At 35.8% G+C, this 21,150-nt stretch carries 21 protein-coding genes; 18 read left to right on the top strand and 3 right to left on the bottom strand.

What is annotated here, in order from left to right:
* The first annotated feature begins 14 nt into the window (after positions 1 to 14).
* On the top strand, positions 15 to 713 hold the full coding sequence (locus C2I06_RS16240; protein ID WP_123258451.1) for an SGNH/GDSL hydrolase family protein: 699 nt from the start codon (positions 15 to 17) through the stop codon (positions 711 to 713).
* A 62-nt stretch (positions 714 to 775) separates the two neighbouring features.
* Entirely contained in the window at positions 776 to 1,729 is a 954-nt protein-coding gene (locus C2I06_RS16235; protein WP_123259174.1) for an LCP family glycopolymer transferase, read from the top strand.
* A 131-nt stretch (positions 1,730 to 1,860) separates the two neighbouring features.
* Here the strand turns inward: C2I06_RS16235 and C2I06_RS16230 are convergent, their stop codons facing one another.
* Positions 1,861 to 2,769 (bottom strand): AraC family transcriptional regulator, encoded by a 909-nt coding sequence (locus C2I06_RS16230; protein WP_164463725.1) that lies wholly within the window; start codon positions 2,767 to 2,769, stop codon positions 1,861 to 1,863.
* A 166-nt stretch (positions 2,770 to 2,935) separates the two neighbouring features.
* On the opposite strand from C2I06_RS16230, the gene melA reads away from it, so the two are divergent.
* From melA to C2I06_RS16205, 5 genes are all read left to right on the top strand, one after another.
* Positions 2,936 to 4,237 carry an alpha-glucosidase/alpha-galactosidase gene (melA, locus tag C2I06_RS16225; protein WP_123258449.1) on the top strand — a complete coding sequence of 434 codons (1,302 nt, stop codon included), beginning with the start codon at positions 2,936 to 2,938 and terminating at the stop codon, positions 4,235 to 4,237.
* 94 nt (positions 4,238 to 4,331) lie between these two features.
* Positions 4,332 to 5,261: an ABC transporter permease gene (locus tag C2I06_RS16220; RefSeq protein ID WP_123259173.1), complete on the top strand. Its 930-nt coding sequence runs from the start codon at positions 4,332 to 4,334 to the stop codon at positions 5,259 to 5,261.
* Between the two features lie 28 nt (positions 5,262 to 5,289).
* Complete coding sequence (locus C2I06_RS16215) at positions 5,290 to 6,174, top strand: carbohydrate ABC transporter permease (protein ID WP_123258448.1); 885 nt, start codon at positions 5,290 to 5,292, stop codon at positions 6,172 to 6,174.
* A gap of 16 nt (positions 6,175 to 6,190) precedes the next feature.
* Entirely contained in the window at positions 6,191 to 7,828 is a 1,638-nt protein-coding gene (locus tag C2I06_RS16210) for an extracellular solute-binding protein (protein WP_123258447.1), read from the top strand.
* Between the two features lie 148 nt (positions 7,829 to 7,976).
* Positions 7,977 to 8,576: a YesL family protein gene (locus C2I06_RS16205; RefSeq protein ID WP_095332610.1), complete on the top strand. Its 600-nt coding sequence runs from the start codon at positions 7,977 to 7,979 to the stop codon at positions 8,574 to 8,576.
* 81 nt (positions 8,577 to 8,657) lie between these two features.
* On the opposite strand, the gene C2I06_RS16200 is transcribed toward C2I06_RS16205, so the two are convergent.
* Both C2I06_RS16200 and C2I06_RS16195 read right to left on the bottom strand, forming a co-directional pair.
* Positions 8,658 to 8,843, bottom strand: coding sequence for a hypothetical protein (locus tag C2I06_RS16200; protein ID WP_095332612.1), 186 nt, complete (start codon positions 8,841 to 8,843; stop codon positions 8,658 to 8,660).
* Between the two features lie 143 nt (positions 8,844 to 8,986).
* Complete coding sequence (locus C2I06_RS16195; protein ID WP_123258446.1) at positions 8,987 to 10,102, bottom strand: mechanosensitive ion channel family protein; 1,116 nt, start codon at positions 10,100 to 10,102, stop codon at positions 8,987 to 8,989.
* Positions 10,103 to 10,439: 337 nt separating this feature from the next.
* On the opposite strand from C2I06_RS16195, the gene C2I06_RS16190 reads away from it, so the two are divergent.
* The 11 genes from C2I06_RS16190 to C2I06_RS16140 all read left to right on the top strand — a co-directional run bounded on the left by C2I06_RS16190 (position 10,440) and on the right by C2I06_RS16140 (position 21,149).
* A complete protein-coding gene (locus C2I06_RS16190; protein WP_095332616.1) occupies positions 10,440 to 11,192 on the top strand; it encodes a YveK family protein in 753 nt (250 codons plus the stop codon).
* Positions 11,164 to 11,862 carry a CpsD/CapB family tyrosine-protein kinase gene (locus C2I06_RS16185; protein ID WP_123258445.1) on the top strand — a complete coding sequence of 233 codons (699 nt, stop codon included), beginning with the start codon at positions 11,164 to 11,166 and terminating at the stop codon, positions 11,860 to 11,862. Before C2I06_RS16190 ends, C2I06_RS16185 begins: the two co-directional genes overlap by 29 nt.
* Positions 11,863 to 12,435: 573 nt before the next feature.
* Entirely contained in the window at positions 12,436 to 13,059 is a 624-nt protein-coding gene (locus C2I06_RS16180) for a sugar transferase (protein ID WP_235850330.1), read from the top strand.
* A gap of 16 nt (positions 13,060 to 13,075) precedes the next feature.
* Positions 13,076 to 14,008: a glycosyltransferase family 2 protein gene (locus C2I06_RS16175; protein WP_123258444.1), complete on the top strand. Its 933-nt coding sequence runs from the start codon at positions 13,076 to 13,078 to the stop codon at positions 14,006 to 14,008.
* Positions 14,009 to 14,013: 5 nt separating this feature from the next.
* The gene (locus C2I06_RS16170; RefSeq protein WP_095332624.1) at positions 14,014 to 15,165 is read left to right on the top strand and encodes a glycosyltransferase family 4 protein; all 1,152 of its coding nucleotides are present in this window, start codon (positions 14,014 to 14,016) and stop codon (positions 15,163 to 15,165) included.
* 16 nt (positions 15,166 to 15,181) lie between these two features.
* Complete coding sequence (locus C2I06_RS16165) at positions 15,182 to 16,612, top strand: hypothetical protein (RefSeq protein WP_141231361.1); 1,431 nt, start codon at positions 15,182 to 15,184, stop codon at positions 16,610 to 16,612.
* Positions 16,593 to 17,726: a glycosyltransferase gene (locus C2I06_RS16160; protein WP_123258443.1), complete on the top strand. Its 1,134-nt coding sequence runs from the start codon at positions 16,593 to 16,595 to the stop codon at positions 17,724 to 17,726. The genes C2I06_RS16165 and C2I06_RS16160 overlap by 20 nt, the downstream gene beginning before the upstream one ends.
* A 38-nt stretch (positions 17,727 to 17,764) precedes the next feature.
* Complete coding sequence (locus C2I06_RS16155) at positions 17,765 to 18,916, top strand: glycosyltransferase family 4 protein (RefSeq protein ID WP_123258442.1); 1,152 nt, start codon at positions 17,765 to 17,767, stop codon at positions 18,914 to 18,916.
* 19 nt (positions 18,917 to 18,935) lie between these two features.
* Positions 18,936 to 19,946 carry a GDP-mannose 4,6-dehydratase gene (gmd, locus tag C2I06_RS16150; RefSeq protein WP_144547089.1) on the top strand — a complete coding sequence of 337 codons (1,011 nt, stop codon included), beginning with the start codon at positions 18,936 to 18,938 and terminating at the stop codon, positions 19,944 to 19,946.
* Positions 19,947 to 20,017: 71 nt separating this feature from the next.
* On the top strand, positions 20,018 to 20,599 hold the full coding sequence (locus C2I06_RS16145) for a glycosyltransferase (RefSeq protein ID WP_095332634.1): 582 nt from the start codon (positions 20,018 to 20,020) through the stop codon (positions 20,597 to 20,599).
* Positions 20,586 to 21,149, top strand: coding sequence for a glycosyltransferase (locus C2I06_RS16140; RefSeq protein WP_123258441.1), 564 nt, complete (start codon positions 20,586 to 20,588; stop codon positions 21,147 to 21,149). The genes C2I06_RS16145 and C2I06_RS16140 overlap by 14 nt, the downstream gene beginning before the upstream one ends.
* Position 21,150 lies beyond the last annotated feature (1 nt).

Below are 21,150 nucleotides of genomic sequence, written 5' to 3'. Positions count from 1 at the left end.
GGAGGAATTTAAACATGAATAAAATATTTGCAGGAATACTACTTATTGTGTGTATAGGACTTGTTATTTTCTATAATCAACAGAGCAAGGAAGAATCAATTGATATGCAAAATGAAGAATTAGATGTTCAAATTGATAAAGCGAAAGAATCTAATGTTGCAACAAATGAGAGTAGACAGGAAGATAAATCGCCTTCAGAAAAAAAGGAGAATGTTTCTTTAAGCCAAGAAGCAAGCATAAATGGAAAGAAGATAACGATTATTGGAGACTCCGTTATAGTAGGTGCTGCTCCTTACCTGGAAAAGATGTTGCCAGGCATTGTAATTGATGGAAAAGTAAGTCGACAAATGAATCAAGCGAACGAAGTAATAGATCAACTAAAAGCTCAGGGGAAACTAAGAGAGGAAATGGTTATTGAGTTGGGAACAAATGGACCTTTTTCTCAAGAAATCCTTCATGATCTACTAGGCTCCCTTAATGGTTTAAAGCATATATATCTAGTCAATACTAGAGTTCCTAAAGACTGGCAAGATAAGGTGAATTCGGATTTACAAGAAGTTGCCAAAGGATATAAAAATGTTACTGTAATAGATTGGTATAGCGCTAGTCAGGGAAAAGAGGCGTACTTTGGGCCAGATGGTGTACATTTGAAGCCTGAAGGTGCAGAATATTATGCGAATTTAATTGTAGATGCACTGAAGGCAGGAAAGTGAAAATTAAGGGTTAAGAGAACGTAAAATAGTACAGAAAATATTGATAAGGAAAGAGATGTATGATGGGAAATTTAATCAAACAAAGAAAGATAAACTTAAAAAGGATTGTTTTATTTGTTGTAGGGTTTTTATTAATTATGGGTGGCACAGTCAGTTATGCCATTTATCAAAAGGTAGATAAATCAGTTGATAACATGTATGAGCCTTTGCAAAAAGATAGTCTGCAACAGGGGGAGGACGTCAGTATAAAAGATCGTAAACCAAGAACATTTTTATTATTAGGCGTTGATGAACGTCCAAATGATATCGGGCGTTCTGATACCATGTTATTAGTAGCGGTTAATCCAGACAAAAAAAAGACAACAATTGTGAGTATTCCACGCGACACAAGAGTTTTTAACACATTGAAAAATCGCTATACTAAAATAAATGCAGCTTATGTGTACGGTGGAGTAGAGGGTTCTGTCAAAACAGTTGAGCAGTTTTTAAATGTCCCTATAGACTATTATATTAAGGTGAATATGGAGGGATTTAAAGATATAGTGGATACGGTCGGCGGTGTTACAGTTAATAATCCGTTTGACTTTACACTTGAAGGTGTGCATTTATCAAAGGGAAAACAACATTTGAATGGAAAAGAAGCGCTTAAGTATGTTCGAATGCGGAAAGAGGATCCACGAGGAGATTTTGGTCGGCAGCAGAGGCAACGAGAGGTACTAAATCAAGTTATTGATGAAGGAACAAAGATATCCTCGATAACAAGCTATCCTAAATTACTGAAAGTACTAGAGAACAATGTGAAGACAAACTTAACGTTTGATCAAATATTGGATGCACAGAGAGCCTATAAACCAGCAATCCAAACAATAGAAGAATTAGAAATGGAAGGGAAAGGGGAGAAAATAGATGGCATCTGGTATTATACGGTAACAGAAGAAACTAGAGCGGAATTATCAGAAACATTGAAAACTCAACTTTCAACGAATGAAAATTCCACTTCTATAAATAATGACTGATATATTTAGGCAGTTGAAAATAGATTAGAATTATTAAAGAAGAGGACAGCTCTCTGTCTGATAAGACACTAGAGCTGTTCTTTAGCCTAAATAAAATATTAAAAAATAACGTCTGTTATTTCCACATTACCTTAATGAAAAAGAGAACTCGGTCCAATAACCTCATCAAAGGGCACGAAATTCTCGCTGTTTCGATACTTTCCAGGAGACACGCCGATGATGGAGCGGAACACCTTGGTGAAATAGTTTCCATTGGAGTAACCGACTCGTAAGGCAATTTCTTCAATGGTTAAGTCCTGTTGTTTCATTAATTCAATGGCTTTATTTAACCGGATTCTTGTTAGGAAATTCATAGGGGTGATTTGCATAATGGACTGAAAAAGTCTGGAAAAATGATATTTGCTAAGTCCGGATGCTTCGACAATATCATCTAAAATGATTGGATTTGCATAATTATGTTGAATGTAGCGCACGGCATTGGATATCGATTCTGGTATGGTTTTATTGGAATGGCTTGTATGCATTAGATAGCGTTTAAGCTCCATGATGAATGTATAGGCAAGGGAAGAAGATTCAAAGGCATCTTTAATTTCTTCATGAACCGCTTTATCAAAAAGCTTAAAAATAAGCTGATTTGGATAGGCGTTATCGTCCAAACGAAGAATATTTCCATGCTCTTTCACTATTTCATGATAGCTTCTCCACACTTCTTCCCCATATAAAGTGATATGAATAAACTCCCACTCTTGACTATCCTTTGGAAGATAATAGGTATGATCACTAGGGATATTGACGAAAAAAGCGTATCCGGGCTTTAAGCGAACTTTCTGATCTTGAATGATGATTTCTCCTTCTCCTTGCAATGTATATTGAAAAATAATCTTCCCCTTCTCTGATCGTTTAAGCCCATCCCAATAATAGGAAGCACTATTCCTTTTCTCCCATCCTAACGTATAAATACCTGCTATTCGTTGTTGTTGCTTTTCAGGAAAACGAAAAAAGTAAGTGCGATAAGTAGTTAATGGATTATTTGACAGCAACATTTTACCACCCTTTCAAAATATCTTACCATTGTAAGTCTTTCTGTCGCATTTTAAGATGAGTATAACAAGGGAATGTTGTCTGAAAAGTGGATAATTTGTAAATTTTTTGTATAGCAAGATTTGTACTATTTCCCTTTAGCACTAACGAAATAAGGAGGAAGATATGTCGAAAATCACTTTTTTAGGAGCAGGGAGTACGATATTCGCCAAAAATCTACTAGGAGATTGTATGCAGGTAGAGGCATTGCAGGGATTTGAGTTTGCACTCTTTGATATTGATTTAGAGAGATTGAATGATTCATTTATGATGTTGCATCAATTAAAGGAAAATTTAGATGCAAATATAGCGATACATTTATACACAGATAGAAAAGAAGCTTTAAGAGGAGCTAAGTATGTTATTAATGCCATTCAAGTAGGGGGATATCGGCCAAGCACAGTTATTGATTTTGATATTCCGAAGAAATATGGACTGCGGCAAACGATTGGAGATACGGTTGGAATAGGAGGCATCTTTCGCAGCTTAAGAACTGTACCAGTTATGTTTGAGTTTGCAAATGATATGGAGGAGGTGTGCCCTGACGCTTGGCTGTTGAACTATACGAATCCTATGGCTGTGTTAACAGGGGCGATGTTAAGGAACACCGCTATTAAAACCGTTGGATTGTGTCATAGTGTGCAGGTATGTGCCGATCGTTTATTAGATGCATTGGGAATGGCTAAGGAGAATGTCCAATGGAAGATTGCGGGGATAAATCATATGGCTTGGTTGCTTGAAATAACACAGCACGGCAAAGATTTATATCCAGAAATTAAAGAAAGGGCAAGGGAGAAGCAGAAGGTCCTTCATTCGGATAAGGTACGTTTTGAATTGATGGAGCGATTTGGCTATTACGTTACGGAGTCATCGGAACATAACGCCGAATATCATCCATACTTTATAAAGAAGAATTATCCTGAACTAATAGACTATTACCATATCCCGCTAGATGAGTATTTACGCCGCTGTGAAAAACAAATAGAAGGATGGGAAAAACGAAAAGCGGAGTTAGTTGGAAATAAACATGTCACTCATAAACGCACCCATGAATATGGTTCCTACATCATCGAAGCAATGGAAACAGACAACTCTATTAAAATAGGCGGAAATGTGCTGAATACAGGTAGATTGATTAGTAACTTGCCAGAAAAGGCATGTGTAGAGGTTCCTTGTTTGGTGGATGCAAGCGGGATTCTCCCGACCTATGTAGGAGATCTGCCAGAGCAATTAGCTGCACTAAATCGCACAAATATTAATACACAACTACTAACAATCGAAGCTGCCATCACGAAAAAGAAAGAGTATATCTACCAGGCTGCATTGTTAGATCCCCATACAGCTTCTGAACTGTCCATTGATGAAATCGTACAATTATGTGATGAATTAATTGAAGCACATGGTGATTGGCTGCCTGCTTATTCTTAAAATAGCTGTTTACAAAATGCGCTTAATCAAGCTGAAAGATGGAAGGTAGGTGAGGGGTGTGGATAGCTCGTCCGCTATAGAAAAAGCAGCACAGATGAAGATAGCAAGGAAAAGCGAGAAAAAGAAAATAGTAAGGAAAATAAGAAAAAATTGGGATCTTTATTTATTGATAATTCCGATTATTGCATACTTTATTATTTTTAAATACATCCCAATGTATGGTTTGCAAATTGCGTTTAAGGATTTTATTGCAGTCGATGGTATTTTCAATAGTCCATGGGTTGGATTGGAACACTTTGAGCGTTTTTTTCAGAGTTTTTATTTTGAACGATTACTCTCGAACACGCTATTAATTGGTTTATATGAATTAGCGGTAGGATTTCCAATTCCGATTATTCTTGCCCTCATGATTAATGAAGTAAAGAATAAGTACTTTAAATCTTTTATCCAGACAATTACATACGCGCCCCATTTTTTGTCTGTCGTGGTAGTAGTAGGAATTCTTTATTTATTCTTATCTCCACAAACAGGCATTATCAACCAGCTAATCGTCATTTTAGGTGGAGAGCCAATTTACTTTATGGCAGAACCTGCATGGTTTAAAACAATCTTTGTATTTTCTGGAGTTTGGCAGAATATGGGGTGGAGTTCGATCATTTATTTGGCAGCTCTGTCAGCGATTGATCCACAATTACAAGAGGCAGCCAAAATAGATGGCGCAAGCAGATTGCAGCGGATATGGCATATCAATCTTCCGAGCATCAAGCCAACTATCATCATTATGTTGATTTTACAATGCGGTAGCATTCTTGGTGTAGGATTTGAAAAGGTCTTTTTAATGCAGAACTCTTTAAATATGAGTGCATCAGACGTAATCTCGACCCATATTTATCGGACAGGTATATTGGGAGCTGATTATAGCTACTCTACGGCAATTGGTTTATTTGAATCCTTTGTTAATTTGATTATTTTATTACTGGTGAATTATACGGCTCGGAAGGTAAACAAGGTCAGCTTATGGTAAGTACAGTGTTTGGGAGGGAAAATCCTTCATGTTAAAAAGAGAAAGTGTTCGAGACAAAGTGTTTGTGGTGGTAAATTATACCCTTTTAGCAATAATTGCCTGTCTAATGATTTATCCATTAATTTACGTGTTAAGTGCATCATTTAGTAATCCAGCACGTACGGTTTTAGGGGATATTTGGCTATTCCCGAAAGAGCTGACAGTAGATTTGTATGTGAAGGTATTTCAAAATGAAAAAATCTTAATCGGCTATCGAAATACTATTATCTACACAGTGTTTGGAACATTTATTAATTTATTGTTTTCCGTTATGATTGCTTACCCTTTATCACGGAAAGATTTTTACGGACGAAATATGATTACTGTTTTTATTATGATTACAATGTTTTTCAGCGGGGGCATGATTCCTACCTACTTATTAGTGAAGGATTTAGGAATGCTGGATACAATTTGGGCAATTGTTTTACCTGGCGCCGTTTCGGTTTATAACGTGATTATTATGAGGACATTTTTTCAAAGTATCCCAAATGAACTGCATGAGGCAGCATCCATTGATGGATGTGGAAATATATCCTTTCTGCTGAAGATTGTCATGCCGTTATCAATGCCCATTATCGCCGTAATGACATTGTTTTATGGAGTGGGGCACTGGAATGCCTACTTTGATTCCCTTATTTATTTAAATGATGAAAGCAAATTTCCATTGCAGCTTTATTTAAGACAAATGCTGATTCAAGAGGATATGTCTGGCATGTCGAGTGCAAGTGACAATGCCATTTCAGAGCATTTAATGCAAATTGAAGGACTTAAATACGCAGTAGTTATTGTAGCAAGTTTGCCTATGTTAGTGCTTTATCCATTTCTGCAAAAATATTTTGTAAAAGGTGTCATGATTGGTTCAATAAAGGGATAAATGAGGAGGAGAAAAAATGGTTAAGTTCAAAAGAAGGAAATTGATTACGGTGACAACAGCTTTAGTAATGAGTGCTTCCTTGCTAGCAGGGTGTCAAAAGAGCGCATCTTCTGATAAAAAGGAGAATAAAGTGACGACAGAGTCTGTTGACAATGTGAATAAAGAAGGATTTCCAATTGTCAAAGAACCGATCGATTTAACATTTTTCACAGGAAAATATGAACCGAATCTTGATGACTATGAAGAAACATTGGTGTTTAAAACATATCAGGAAAAGTCTGGCGTGAATGTGACCTTTAATGAGGTGCCTTTTGCAACGCTAACAGAGAAGCGAAACCTTGCTCTTGCAAGTGGTGAGTATCCAGATGTCTTCTATTCTTCGCGGATTCCATCAGCAGATCTCTATAAATACGGCAAGCAAGGAATTTTTATGCCGCTAAATGACTTGATTGAAGAATATGCACCAAATATTAAGGCTGCCATGGACAAGCATCCAGATATAAAGAAAGGTTTAACGATGCCGGACGGAAATATTTATTCACTCCCTTCTTACTATAGCCCGGAATTTTTGCCGATGCTTATTGGTAAACCAATTTGGATAAAAGGAGAATGGTTAGAAAAATTAGGGATGGATGAGCCGAAAACGATTGATGAATTTTATCAGTATTTAAAGGCTGTAAAGGAAACAGATCTTAATGGAAATGGCAAAAAGGATGAGATTCCATTAAGTGCGACAAGTATTGCCCAAATTATGGACTCGATTAAAGGCTCTTGGGGTGTTGGCACAAGAGGATTAGGTCATAAATTTGTCGATGTGGATCCAGAAACAAATGAATTAAGATTTTTCCGCACAGACGACCGTTTTAAAGAAGTGCTCGAATTTATTCATAAATTGAATAAAGAAGGACTGATTGACGGAGAGATTTATACGATGGATGACAATAAATTGAATGCGAAAGGCTCGCAAGGAATTTTAGGAACAGCGATCGTTCCGAATCCAGAGACAGTCTTCACTAATCAGAAAGACTACATTGGTTTAGGCGGATTAAAGGGACCTCATGGTGATACATTATACAGTCATGTGAAATCACCTCTTGTACATGTTGGAGCATTTGCGATAACAGATAAAAATAAGAATCCGCAAGCGACTATTCGTTGGATTGATTATTTCTTCGGGGAAGAAGGGGCAACATTGCAATTTATGGGAGTAGAAGGAGAAACGTATGAAAAAAATGGCGATGGGAAACCTCAATTCACTGAAAAAATTACCAATAACCCAGATGGATTAACTTTTGACCAAGCTCTAACACCGTATGTTACCTGGATGGGAGGAAGTTATCCTGGGTATGTACAAGAAAAGTATTTTGGTGGATCAGAAGCTTTACCAAGCTCTGTAGCTGTTGGAGATAAAGTACAGCCAGATGCTCCAAAAGAAATCTGGAATGGTTTTAACTACACGGATGATGAGTTGAAATTCAAGCTAGCTACAGGAACTGATTTAGAAACATTTATCAATGAAACAGAAGCTGCATTCATTGCAGGAGATAAAGACTTTAGCGAATGGGATCAATATGTAGAGCAAGTAAAACAAATGGGGCAAGATCAATATTTAGAAGTAGAAAAAGCAGCTCATGACCGTTACCAAGCTAATTAAAATAGTTAAGCGCTGAAATAAGCTAGCCTAATAGGAATAGTTAGCTCAAGGATTTATCTTTAGCGACTATTCCTTAAGCTGTGGCATTTTCTGTAGATGTTAAGAGGAAAAGAAATCGGAATATGTGCTCAAAAAGGGAGAGGAAAAGATGGATGGACTTTTTGCTCGAGTGTACCATGGGAGTCAGATAGTCGCAAAATTAATGTATGTAAATGCGCTTTGGGTTGGCGGAATCATACTTGGAGGGGGTATATTCGGCTTATTCCCAGCCACTATCGCTTTGTTTTCGGTTGTGAGAAAATGGATTATGGGAGATAAAGACCTTCCAATTATAGCGACATTTTGGCGTTACTATAAATCGGATTTTAAAAGAGCCAATATATTAGGCTATGCCTTATCCCTAATAGGGTTTTTTCTCTATTTTGATTTGAGGTTTTTTCAGACAGAAATGAATCCAGGTTATGGAATTATTAGTCTGATATTTTTATCCTTACTGTTTTGGTTTTGTGTGGTCTTATTATATATTTTCCCTGTATATGTCCATTATGATTTTTCGCTAGTTCAATATGTCAAACACGCCATTATTCTTTCCTTTGCACGCCCTCTCCAAACGATGGCCATGCTAGTTGGAATTATCGCTGTCTATTTGTTGTTTCAATATATACCGGGGCTAGTGTTTTTTATAGGTGGAAGTTTACTAGCGTATATTTTAATGTTTTTAGCGTCTTTTTCGTTTGCGAGAGGCTGAATAACGAAAAAACGTCTGAAAAGGTAGCTTTTCTAGACGCTTTTTTTGGTGTGTCTATAAAAAGTAAAAGCAATTTAAGTTCTATGGCTGTCGATACTTTTGAAATCTAATTCCATTGTCACCTGTGTTGCTTAATTTTCTTCTTAAACTTATTACATCCTTATAAATTTTCATGCTTATGATGATCAAGGACGTACTCAATATACTTGATAAAATCGTGCTCGCAAATAACAGCCAGATGATTTTCTTGGCACTATTCCATAACATTGTGACACCCCCTAGTTAGAAGGTATTGTTTGTAAAATTAAGAGTGATTATGCTGTTTTTGGGCTTGATAAGTTCTTCCATTTATAAACCGAATAGAAAAACAGCTTTAAGTGCAAAATACACTTAAAGCTGTCCTCTAATACTTACTCCCCAGTCATCAATTTCTTCCCATCCTCTTTCTCCGGCAAGTAAATCTGCTGACTAGGCAAGGCAATTTCAATTCCATGTTTCTCTAGAATGCTAAGTATCTGTAAATTTGTATCTTCTTTCACCGCTAAGTATTCAGCCCAAACAGTTGTCTTCGTAAAAAAGTAGACAAAGACTCCTAATGAATAATCGCGGAAATCGGTAAATCGAACCATTATCGTATCAGGATGTACACCTGGATGTGCATGAAGCATAGCTTCAATTTCTTTTAATGCTGTTTTGAGCTTTTCATTTGGTGTACGATAGGAAATGGCTAGTTCATAATCAATTCGTCGTTTTGACATCTTTGACCAGTTTGTAATTGCTTCATTGGAAAGCTTCGAGTTTGGAACTGTCACGATTGTATCCGCAAATGTCCGAATTTGTGTACTACGGAAGGAGATATCCTCAACAGTTCCTTCTACAGAAGGCGTCTGAATCCAATCTCCCTTTGCAAACGGCTTTTCGGTAATAATGACAACCCCGCCGAAGAAGTTAGCAACCGTGTCCTGTGCAGCTAAGGAGAAGGCAAGACCTGCAACTCCGAGACCAGCGACAAAGGCGCCAATTTGAATATGCCATGTATCTAGAATACTCACAGCCGTAAAGATAACGACAAGCATGCGGAAAACTCTTCCTAAGAATGGAATAAGCATACTATCAGCATCTAATTTTGTTCGCGAAATCATTCGTTCAAACGGATTCGATTGATCGGAAAAGTAATTAAAAATTCCCCAGCCAATTAAAGCGATTATAAACGATCTAAAAACTTGTTGAACAAAGTTAAAGGTTGTAATCGGGAATGGTAAGTAAGTTAAAGCCAAATAAGTTCCAAGTATGACCCAGAACCAGCGTAGGGGCCTTTCATATGCTAAGAAAATTTTTGAAACAATATCTACAGGTAATTTTTTTACCAATGCTAAGATTAATTTATAAATGTACTTAGTAAATAGCTTTCTAAAACCTAAGAAAACTAAAAAGATTAACAAAGCGATACCTAAATCAATCCAGTTAAACCGCTGAAAAGCAGTTATAAATCGCTCTGATTGTGACCACACTTGCAAATTACCCATTAAAAAATTCACCTCGCCCATCATTATAGCATAGGAATACCCGGACTCTTATCAATTCAATCAATGGTAAATAAACTGTAATATGAGAAAAGTATTTTTAACTCTTTTTCATGAAGAAATTGACTTAAAAAAATCTCTTTTATTATCTAGTTTTTTAACAAATATATATAACAGAATAATGTATGTACTTACATTAAAGTAAAAAAATTATAAATCACTAAAAATTACTATGGCAAATAGAAAGAAAAGATGTATAATGGACATAGGTTCTTTATAAAGAACGAATATTCAATGAGTGTAATTTTATAAAGCACGAATAATCTGGGAGGTATTCTATTTGGAAGGAATAAAGTCGGTTAAAGAGATTTTAGCTATTTTGAAAAAAAGAATGTTACTTATTATGATGGTATCCATTGGAGCTGGCATTGTAAGCGGCTTATATACTAATTATAAAATAACGCCACTCTATCAAAGCAGCTCACAGCTTTTGGTTAATAAGAATATTGAAAAAGTCGTTGATGTCAGTGAACTGGATGTAAGATCCAATATGGATTTAATCGATACATATATTGTTATTATCAGAAATCCAGTCATCTTAAATGATGTGGTTGAAAAGCTCCAATTACCAATAACGGCAGAGCAATTAAGTAGTCAAATCCAAGTTGCTAAACAAGATTCTACACAAGTTTTAAATGTAACAACTACAGACACTAATCCAGAACGAGCTGCAAAAATTACCAATACTACTATTACTACTTTTTTAGAAAAATTGCCATCCCTAATGAAGGTTAATAATGTGCAAATAATGAATGAAGCAATAGTAAATGAAAAGCCAATCAGCCCTAGTATAACTGTTAATATAGCAATTGCGGTTGCTTTAGGGGGGATTATGGGAGTGGGATTAGTCTTATTATTTGCCTTTTTGGATACGACCGTAAGATCAAAATCAGATTTAGAAAAATTAAATATAAAGGTAGTTGGAACGCTATCTGCTATTTCTGAAAAAGACAGAATCCCTCAATCACTTATGGAATCCTTAAAAGCAGAAAGGAGATCGTTAAATGTCACCACTACCGAAACGGAAATCTAAATTAGAAAGGGTAAGTAATCTATTATCCCACCTAAAACCCAAATCGCCAATCAGAGAACAATACCATGCAATACGTGCTAGCATTCAGTTAGCTATTAATGAAAATCAGATTAAAACCTTAGCAATTGTATCAGGAGAAGAATCAGAAGGAAAATCTACCTTTTCTGCTAATCTAGCAATTGCCTTTGCAGAGGTAGGAAAAAGAGTTCTTCTTGTAGACTCCAATTTTCGTCATCCAACATTACACACATCATTTGAAGAAAATAATGAAATTGGTTTAAGCACTATACTAGTAAACAGGGATAGGCTAGAAGAATGTGTAATAGAAACACCTATTGACCATCTTGACCTGTTAACGAGTGGACCTGTGCCTCCTAACCCATCAGAATTACTCGGTTCACCTGCAATGGAGGTGTTAGTAAGTAACGTATCCCACCAGTACGATATGGTTATATTTGATACGCCATCACTAGTATCTGTCGCTGATTCTTTATTACTATCGAATATATCAGACGGGGTATTAATGGTTGTGCGCAGCAATAAAAACAATATAGAAACCGTTGAATTTACACGGGATATGCTTTCGAATTCTAAAGCGATTTTTTTAGGTGCAGTGCTTAATGATGAGCGTGTGAGTAAAAGGCAGCGTAAAAAAGTGAGAATAAACTAGAGCTGAAAAGAAAACTGCTTAACTTAAGCGTTTTTTATAAATAAACTCCATTCGACAAAAAGTGCTATTTCCTTCTATTAGATACATTGTTATAATGACGATTAGTCAATCGTTCTTCAAAAAGAACGATTTGCTTTTAATGTAAATAAAGTATTTTAAATTAAATCTTTTATGATCTTACAATATAGACCTTTATAAGGCTATATATTTTTGAAGATTCGTTCTTTATTAAGAATATTATGGTTTTTTGGTGATGTCTCTTAACCAATATCAATAGAGGCACTCGGTCACGCTGTGGGTAGAATAAAGGCTCTACCTTAGCGCTAGTCTGCAAAAGTGTGATGTGAGGGGAGGTTAAATGCCTTATTTAAGAAATTTTAACGAAGGAAACAAGTTCGTTTTCTTCGTTAAGTTTTTTTAAAGAGAAATAAATATTATTATCATTGTTACTAGATAAATAATATTTATTGTAACTAGAACATATTAATTAGCAGTTAACAAGAAAGCTGGTGAAAGTAGTTGTCGTTAGGAGAAAAATCATTAGTAAGAGAATTAAATGTAAGGACAGAAGTAGTGCTGATCAAAGAGCAGAAAGCTTATCTTCTTTTCAAAAGGGTCTTCGACATTCTCTGTGCCATCATAGGGCTGCTTATACTTTCGGTATTATTTTTCATTATTGGGTTATTAATAAAGCTCGAGGACAAACAGGGATCAGTCTTTTTTAAACAGACGAGAATTGGAAAAGACGGAAAACCCTTTGAGATGTATAAGTTCCGTTCTATGGTATCCAATGCAGAAGACCTTAAAGCCTCGTTAATGGATAAAAATGAGGCTACTGGTCCTGTGTTTAAAATAAAGGACGATCCAAGAGTAACAAGAATCGGCAAATTTATCCGCAAGACTAGTATCGATGAACTTCCACAGTTAATAAATGTTTTAAAAGGAGAAATGAGTTTAGTAGGACCAAGGCCTTCCCTTCCCCAAGAAGTTGCTGCCTATTCATCATATGAAAGACAAAGATTAAAGGTAGTTCCAGGCATCACCTGCTATTGGCAAGTTGGTGGAAGAAGCAGTCTTAGTTTTAGTGAATGGGTAGAGCTTGATCTTAAATATATAAGAGAAAGAAACCTATTTATTGATTTTAAGTTAATCATTAAAACCTTTTTTGTCCTATTTGGATCAAAGGATGCGTTTTGAGTGGAGGGATGAAGAAATGGAAACGTCGGTAATTATCCCGACCTATAAGCGGACAAATGATTTAAAAAGATGTTTAGAGGGATTATGCAGACAACTTCATAAACCTGATGAAGTAATAGTGGTAGTTCGTGATACAGATAACCAAACTGCAAGCTTTCTAAAAGACTATCAATCTATTATTTCTATTAAACAAGCAATCGTAACTCGACCAGGTCAAGTTGCCGCATTAAACGAAGGGCTGCAGCAGGCTGCAGGAGAATTCATTTGTATATTAGATGATGATACAGTGCCGCATACTCACTGGCTTCAAAAGATAATCGATATATTTAAAAGTTCTGAGCAAATTGGCGGGGTCGGTGGGCGTGACTGGGTAGTTCACGGCAACCACAAAGAAGTGGAAAGGAAAGATCCTGTTGGAAAAGTACAATGGTTTGGTCGTGTCATTGGAAATCACCATCTAGGGTATGGAGAAGCTCGTGATGTAGATGTTTTAAAAGGAGCAAACATGAGCTTTCGCCGTAAGGCAATTGCTGGATTATCTTTTGATGAAAGATTATTAGGGCAGGGAGCACAAATACATAATGATATGGCATTTAGTTTAAGTGTAAGAAAGCGGGGATGGAGGCTGGTATATGACCCGGAAGCAGCAGTGGATCATTATCCAGCTCCGCGATTTGATCTCGATCAGAGAGGGGAATTTAATAAGGAAGCGTATTTACAAGGGGTATTTAATGAAACTTTGATCTTATCTGAATATATGTCAAATCCGATCCGAAAATTATTATACATAGGATGGTCTATAATGATTGGTACATCTGACAGACCGGGAATATTACAACTTATTCGACTTTTAAAGAAAAATCCAAAATCCAACTTCCAAAAATTCTCCGTAAATATTCATACTCGATTAGGAGTTCAAAAAAAATTAAAAACCATAGTAAGGAGTTAAGCTAGATGAAAAAGAAACTAGCGATTGTTGCCCATAACATAAACAATAGAGGTGGAATGGAAATTCATCTCTCAGAGATGATTAGGCGACTAAGTAATGAATATGAGATCACTGTTATTGCTTCTGAATTAAGTGGGGAATTTAGCGAAGTTAAATTCATAAAAATTCCAGTTCCACAGAGACCTGTTTTTCTAAAAAGTGTACTTTTTGCGGTTATAGCAAGTCTTGTTTTGTTTATTAAAAAATATGATTTAGTTCATACAACAGGTGCAATAGTTTTTAACCGAGTAGATATGTCTACTATTCATTTTTGCCATCGGGCATATAGAACTCTTGGACTAAATGATCGTCTCAAACATACAAAATCATTTGCTCATAAAATAAATTCTTGGCTACAAGGCAATTTTGCTTTATGGATGGAAGGGGTTTGTTATCAGCCAGACCGTATTCCGCATCTAGTAGTCGTTTCTGAACATGTTAAAAAAGAAGTTTTAAAGCATTTTCTTTATAAAGAAGATGATATAAGTATTATTTATAACGGGGTTGATGTTTCAGCTTTTAGACCAGCATCTATTGAAGAGAAAAAGCATTATAAGAAAAAATTAGGAATTCCTACAGAGGCTTTAGTATTCGTTTTTGTTGGTGGGGATTGGTCAAGGAAAGGTCTAAGAATTCTATTAGAGGCTTTTCAAGAATTATTATCGAGGAATGCAGAACTAAAGGCAAAAGTATTAGTAGTAGGAAAAGGGGACAAATCAGCAATATTGAAAGATTTTTCTAAGGAGGTAACCGATCATATTATTTTTCACGGCTTCAAAGAGAATCCAGCCGATTTATATAGATTGTCAGATATATATGTTCTCCCTAGCTTATATGAAACGTTTAGCATTGCATCATTGGAAGCAGGGGCATGTGGTTTACCAGTCATTATGACTTCTGTTGGTATTGCTAATATAATTGCCGAAGATAACATTACAGGGTATACCGTTGACAGAAATAAGGAATCGGTTTTAGAAGCAATGGAAAAATTAGCATTAAATCCAGAATTAAGAGACAAGATGTCATTCCAAGTTAGACAACGATCGCTAAATATCACTTGGGATGATACGTATAAGTTATTTCAAAAGCAATATGAGAATTTAATTGATGTGTCTTAAAAGTGAGGGCTGAATATTGACTACTTTTCTTTATAGAAGAAGATTAATGGAGTTAGGGATTCTATTCTTAGCTCTTCTTGTTGTTGGCAGACTTTCAATAAGTCCTGGAAATATAAGAGTACTTATATTTGCTAGTCTCTTTATCATTACATTAGCCATGTTAGCAATCGTTAGAGAACGTATCATTTTCTTTTTAATTGTCTACTTAGCTTTCATGGGCTTAATTCGAAGGGCGCTAATTCCTATTGCAAGCTGGAGCTCATTTGATCCTTTACTAATACTTGGACCAAGCATAACGATTATTTTAGCTCTTTCTTTATTTTGGGAATTGAAAAGTCAACAGAACCTAGGAGAAGAGAAGCCGGATAAATTAATGGTTGCTCTTTTTATTTTTGGTTGTGTACAAATGTTTAATCCATACTCTGGGAGTCCGATATCAGGTTTCGTAGCCGCGATATATATAATTGTTCCTTGGTTATGGTATTTCATTGCATTCTACAAAATTAAGCAAAAGGATATAGTCAGGATTTTAAATATTGTAGAAGTAATCGGTACACTGATTGCACTTTATGGCATCTACCAGACATTCTTTGGAATTCTTCCATTTGAACAAATGTGGGTGGATCTGACGGGGTATGCTGCTTTGTATCTAGCAGAAGATACAGTAAGAGCAATTGGCACATTTCCGAGTGCACAGGAATTTGTTTATTTTACAATGATTACTTTTATGATTGGATTTACAAAGTTGATATTAAAGAAAAACTGCCTGATTCATCTACCAGTAGTTCTTATAACTCTGCTATCCATCTTTTTTGCCAGTTCTAGAACAGTTATTTTTTTTATGGCTATAGCTTTAATAATGATTTTGATTGTATCTAAGAAAACGCTGCTTCAAAAAATAGTAACAGGATTAATATCAATTATGGTCCTATTCTCTATTTGGTCCCTTTTACCTCGTTTAAATCCATCATGGTTTGGCGTTGCTGAACCAGCAGTACAACATATGATAGAAGGTTTGGTTGACCCGTTATCAGAAGAACAAACTGGTTTAGGTCACATTGAAAGGATTGTTGAAGGAATGAAAACAATCGCCACTAATCCCATTGGGCACGGCATTGCATCTGTAACAAAAGCTGCTGATAAATCAGGGGGAAAGGATGCTATGTCAACAGAAATGGACCTTTCTAATATGATAGTAGCATTAGGTATTGGAGGAGTTATATACATTTTAGTAGTTATTATGACAATGTATAAACTTATCAAACTAATAAGTAGGCAAAGGAAAATAGAATACATCATGGTATTAGGAATTTTGGCAGGGGGAATTGGAAATTGGGTAAATGGAGGATTCTATACAACCTCAATACTAACATGGCTGTTAGTAGGGTGGATTCATAAACAATATAGTAGTTATCGAGGTGAAGTTCATGCATATAGTAGTCATTAGTCATGCTTGTGTTACAGATATCAACCAGCAAATATATGCGGAAATGGAGAAAATGGGACATAAAGTTGATTTAATAGTACCTAGTAATTTTATTGCTCCAGGGCTTACTGATAAGCCAATTTCAGTTAAAAGATGGCCGGCATTTAGTGGAAGAATTCTACAAATCCCAATATATTTTAATAAAAGTATTCCACTCCATTTCTATAAAAAAAGTTTAAAACAATTTTTTCAAAGTAATAAGCCAGATGTTGTCTATGTTGCGGAAGAACCCTATTCAATTAGTTGTTTTCAAATTTTAAAAAGTGCTTTAAAATACACCAAAGCAATTGGATTTTATTCGGCACAAAATATAAAAAAAGACTATCCCTTCTTATTTCGAAAGATGGAAAGGTATGTTTATAAAAACTCCTCTCTTGCAGTAAGCATTAGTGAAGATGTTACATCAGTATTAAAAGAAAAAGGATTTAAAAATCAGATTTGCCAAGTTCCTCTAGGAGTAGATGAAGACCACTTTCATATTTCTGCAGATTTAAGAGAAGAGGCAAGAATGGAAGCGAATATACCATCTAATGCCTATGTAATAGGATTTGCTGGCCGTCTTGTAAAGGAAAAAGGTATTGATCTATTAATTAGAGCATATAGTTCCATTTATAAAAAAATAAGTAATATGTACTTGTTAATTGTAGGAAGAGGACCTTTAATAGATGAGTTGAAAAAATTAGCAATAGAAATGGGTGTGAAAGAAAGAGTCATTTTTATAAATAAGGCTGTTCATTCCGAAATGCCTAAATGGTTTAATGGGATGGATATTCATGTTCTGCCTTCTATTACAATGCCTAACTGGCGAGAGCAGTTTGGCAGGGTTTTAATTGAGGCCGCTGCATGCGGGGTACCTTCTATTGGAAGTTCTAGTGGAGAGATTCCTATTGTACTAGATAGCTTAGGGATGGAAAACGTATTTGAAGAAGGAAATATAGCACAACTTACTAAGGAGATATTAAAAGTAGCTCAGAAAACAAGTAATTCATTAGATATTAGAGAATTCTCTATAGCCAAATATGGAAATAAGGGGATTGCTGCTCGATTAGTGAGCGCTTTTGAAAAGGTTATGTAAAAATAAACTTAAAATCTAGTATAAAGGTAGTGTTAGTGATGACCAATAGATTATTTATATCTATAGACTTTCCACCAGAAAAGGGGGGAATTCAAAACTATGTATATGGGCTTGTTTCTCATCTTGATCCTATGAAAACAGTGGTTTTAACTTCTAATAGATTAGGAGAGGACGTCTATAAAGAATTCGATGGCAAACAGTCCTTTCCAACGTATCGAATCGGATTTTCTAACAAGGTGTCCATAGTCAAACAAGTAGTGCAGCTATTTGTTTTATTTTTCTCTATTTGGTCCATTAAAAGAAACCATCATATAAAGGAACTCCATTTCGGAAATATAATGCCGATTGGATTAGTTGGTCCGTTCGCTAGTAAATGGTTAAAGGTAAAATTTTATCCTTATATTCATGGACTTGATTTTCTTGAGTCTAAGACCAATCCATTAAAGTATAAGTTACTAAATTATAGTTTAAAACATGCCACGAAAATAATATGTAATAGCAATTATACGAAAAATGTGCTGATACAATCAGGTATCGATGAAAGTAAGTTAATGGTCATTCATCCAGGAATCCATGCCAATCTTCAATCTAAAAAGTTACATAAAGAAGCAGTAGTAACTAAGTACCAACTCCAGGATAAATTTGTTTTGTTAACAGTTGGTCGACTAGTAGAGCGTAAAGGCCATGATAAAGTACTAGAAGCATTAAAGGAGCTTGTGCAAGATAATCCGAATATTAGATATATTATTTGTGGCAAGGGGCCAGAACGTGAAAAGTTAGAAGCACAGATAAAGAAATTACAATTAGAGAAGTTTGTAATTTTTACAGGGGCCATAGATCAGAACGAATTGGAAGCATTATATGAGGCAGCGGATTTATTTATTATGTTGAATAGGGAATTGAAAGAGCAAGGAGATGTAGAAGGCTACGGGATCGTCTTTTTAGAAGCGGGCATGCATAAATTGCCAGTTATAGGAGGAAACAACGGAGGAGTGCCAGATGCAGTAGTGAATGGAACGACTGGCTACCTAGTAAATGCTACAGATATTCAAGAGGTAGTAAACACGATTCAGAGGTTACAGCAAGATAAGCGGCTAATAAAGGAAATAGGGATAAATGGATATAAGTGGGTTAATAGCAATTGTTTATGGTCGAGTAGAGTGAAGCTCTTAGACAACCTAGAGGGATAAAGGAAGGATGGCGAGATCATTGAAATCTGCACTGATTACTGGGATAACTGGTCAAGATGGAGCTTATTTAGCACAATTGCTATTAAATAAAGGATATAAAGTGTTTGGGTTACTGGCCAGAAGGAGTACAGATACATTATGGAGACTAGAGTATCTGCAAATTAAGGAAGAAGTGGTATTAGTTGACGGAGATATGACAGACCTGTCTTCTTTGATAAGAGCATTACAGTTAGCCAAACCTGATGAAGTATATAATTTAGCAGCGCAAAGCTTTGTTGGGACCTCTTGGGAACAGCCAGTATTAACAGGCAATATCACAGGTATAGGAACAGTGAATATTCTGGAGGCTATAAGGTTAACGAATCCAGGGATAAAATTCTATCAAGCATCAACAAGTGAAATGTTTGGATTAGTGCAGGAGGAGATTCAAACAGAAAAAACACCATTTCACCCTAGGAGCCCTTATGGAGCGGCTAAATTATACGCACACTGGATGACAATTAATTATCGAGAAAGCTATAAAATGCATACTTCTTGTGGCATTCTTTTCAATCATGAGTCGCCATTGAGGGGAATTGAATTTGTCAGCAGAAAAATCACAGATGCTGCGGCAAGAATAAAGATGGGGATACAAAAGGAATTGAGGCTGGGCAATATAGAAGCCAAAAGAGATTGGGGCTATGCAGCAGATTATGTAGAAGCAATGTGGCTAATGCTGCAACAAGAATCAGGAGATGATTACGTTATATCTTCTGGAAGAACAACAACTGTACGCAGACTTTGTGAAATCGCCTTTAGCTATCTTGATTTAAATTATCAAGACTATGTAGTGATAGATCCTCAATACTACCGTCCAGCAGAAGTAGATGTTCTCTTGGGAGATTCATCGAAAGCGAGAAGAAAGTTAAATTGGAGAGCGAAGACAGAGTTAGAGCAGATGGTAAAAGTAATGGTGGATGCGGATGTACAGAGAATAAGGAAAGAACTAAACAGCTATCCTTCTCTTTTTCCTAAATTAGCAAATTTATAGAAAATTAACTTTGAAGTAGTCAAGAACTGCTTCTTTTTTATGTATAAAAATGGCGAAAAGGAGGGGAGCCAGTGAAGCAAGTTGGAAAGATTAAAGTACTGTTCCTAGTACACACGGCAATAATTGGAGGGGGAGAAAGAAGTTTAATTGATATATTGACCTATATCAACAAAGAAAGATTCCAGCCCACATTAGTATGCTTTGAAGACGGTCCACTTGTGGAAAGAGTATCGGAAATTTCTGGTGTGGAGGTTGCTGTCATTCCATTTTCCGAGAAAGTATTGAAGTATAACAGAGATGAAAAAAGTACCTTAAGGTTCTTGTCCATATTCTCTTTATTTGTCCCAATGGTTAGACTTTTTTCTTTCATGTATAAGAATGAGGCAAAGATTGTCTATTCTAACTCAATGAAAGCCCATTTTATTGGACTTGTTGTTGGGAAGCTGGCATTTAAAAAAGTTATTTGGCATGTAAGGGATATTATTGATGGTGGAATAAATAAGAAATTATTTGTTTTGCTGTCAAAGTTTGCGGACGAAATTATATGTATTTCAAAGTCTGTATCCAGTCAATTTGGAAAAACAGAGAAGACAAAAATTGTCTATAACGGAATCCTTCCATTAGAGGAGGTTAGAAGTCGTGAGGGAATTTAAAGTTGCTATTGTTGGTCAGATAGCTAGATGGAAAGGGCAAGACGTGTTCATTAAGGCAGCAAAGCTTTTGCACCCAAAGTACCCCGAGATCAAATTTTTGATAATTGGAGATGTATTGTTTGCGAAAGAAGAAGAACTTCAGTACAAGAATCATTTAATAGAATTAGCAAAGGATTGTAATTATATTCAGTTTCTAGGTCATAGAGAAAACGTTTTGGCATTACTGAAAGATATCGATATCCTAGTGCATGCTTCTACTAGAGCAGAGCCTTTTGGCAGGGTGATTATTGAAGGAATGGCTTCTAGAAAGCCAGTAATCGCAGCTGGGATAGGAGGACCGTTGGAAATTATTGAAGATGGAGTAACTGGAATCTTATATCAACCAGGAAATGTTGAAGAATTGGCTTCCAAATTGCACAGATTAATAAAAGATGAAGATCTATATCAATCTATTTCAAATAAAGGGTACGAGACATATCAGCAAAAGTTCAATGTTTTAAACACGGTTTCTAAAGTAGAAGAGTTTATAGAATTAGTTTCTAATAAATGAT

Source organism: Niallia circulans, from assembly GCF_003726095.1.
Classification (GTDB): domain Bacteria; phylum Bacillota; class Bacilli; order Bacillales; family Cytobacillaceae; genus Niallia; species Niallia circulans_A.
The sequence above is the reverse complement of the archived record's forward strand: the minus strand, read 5'-3'. Positions and strand labels throughout refer to the sequence as shown.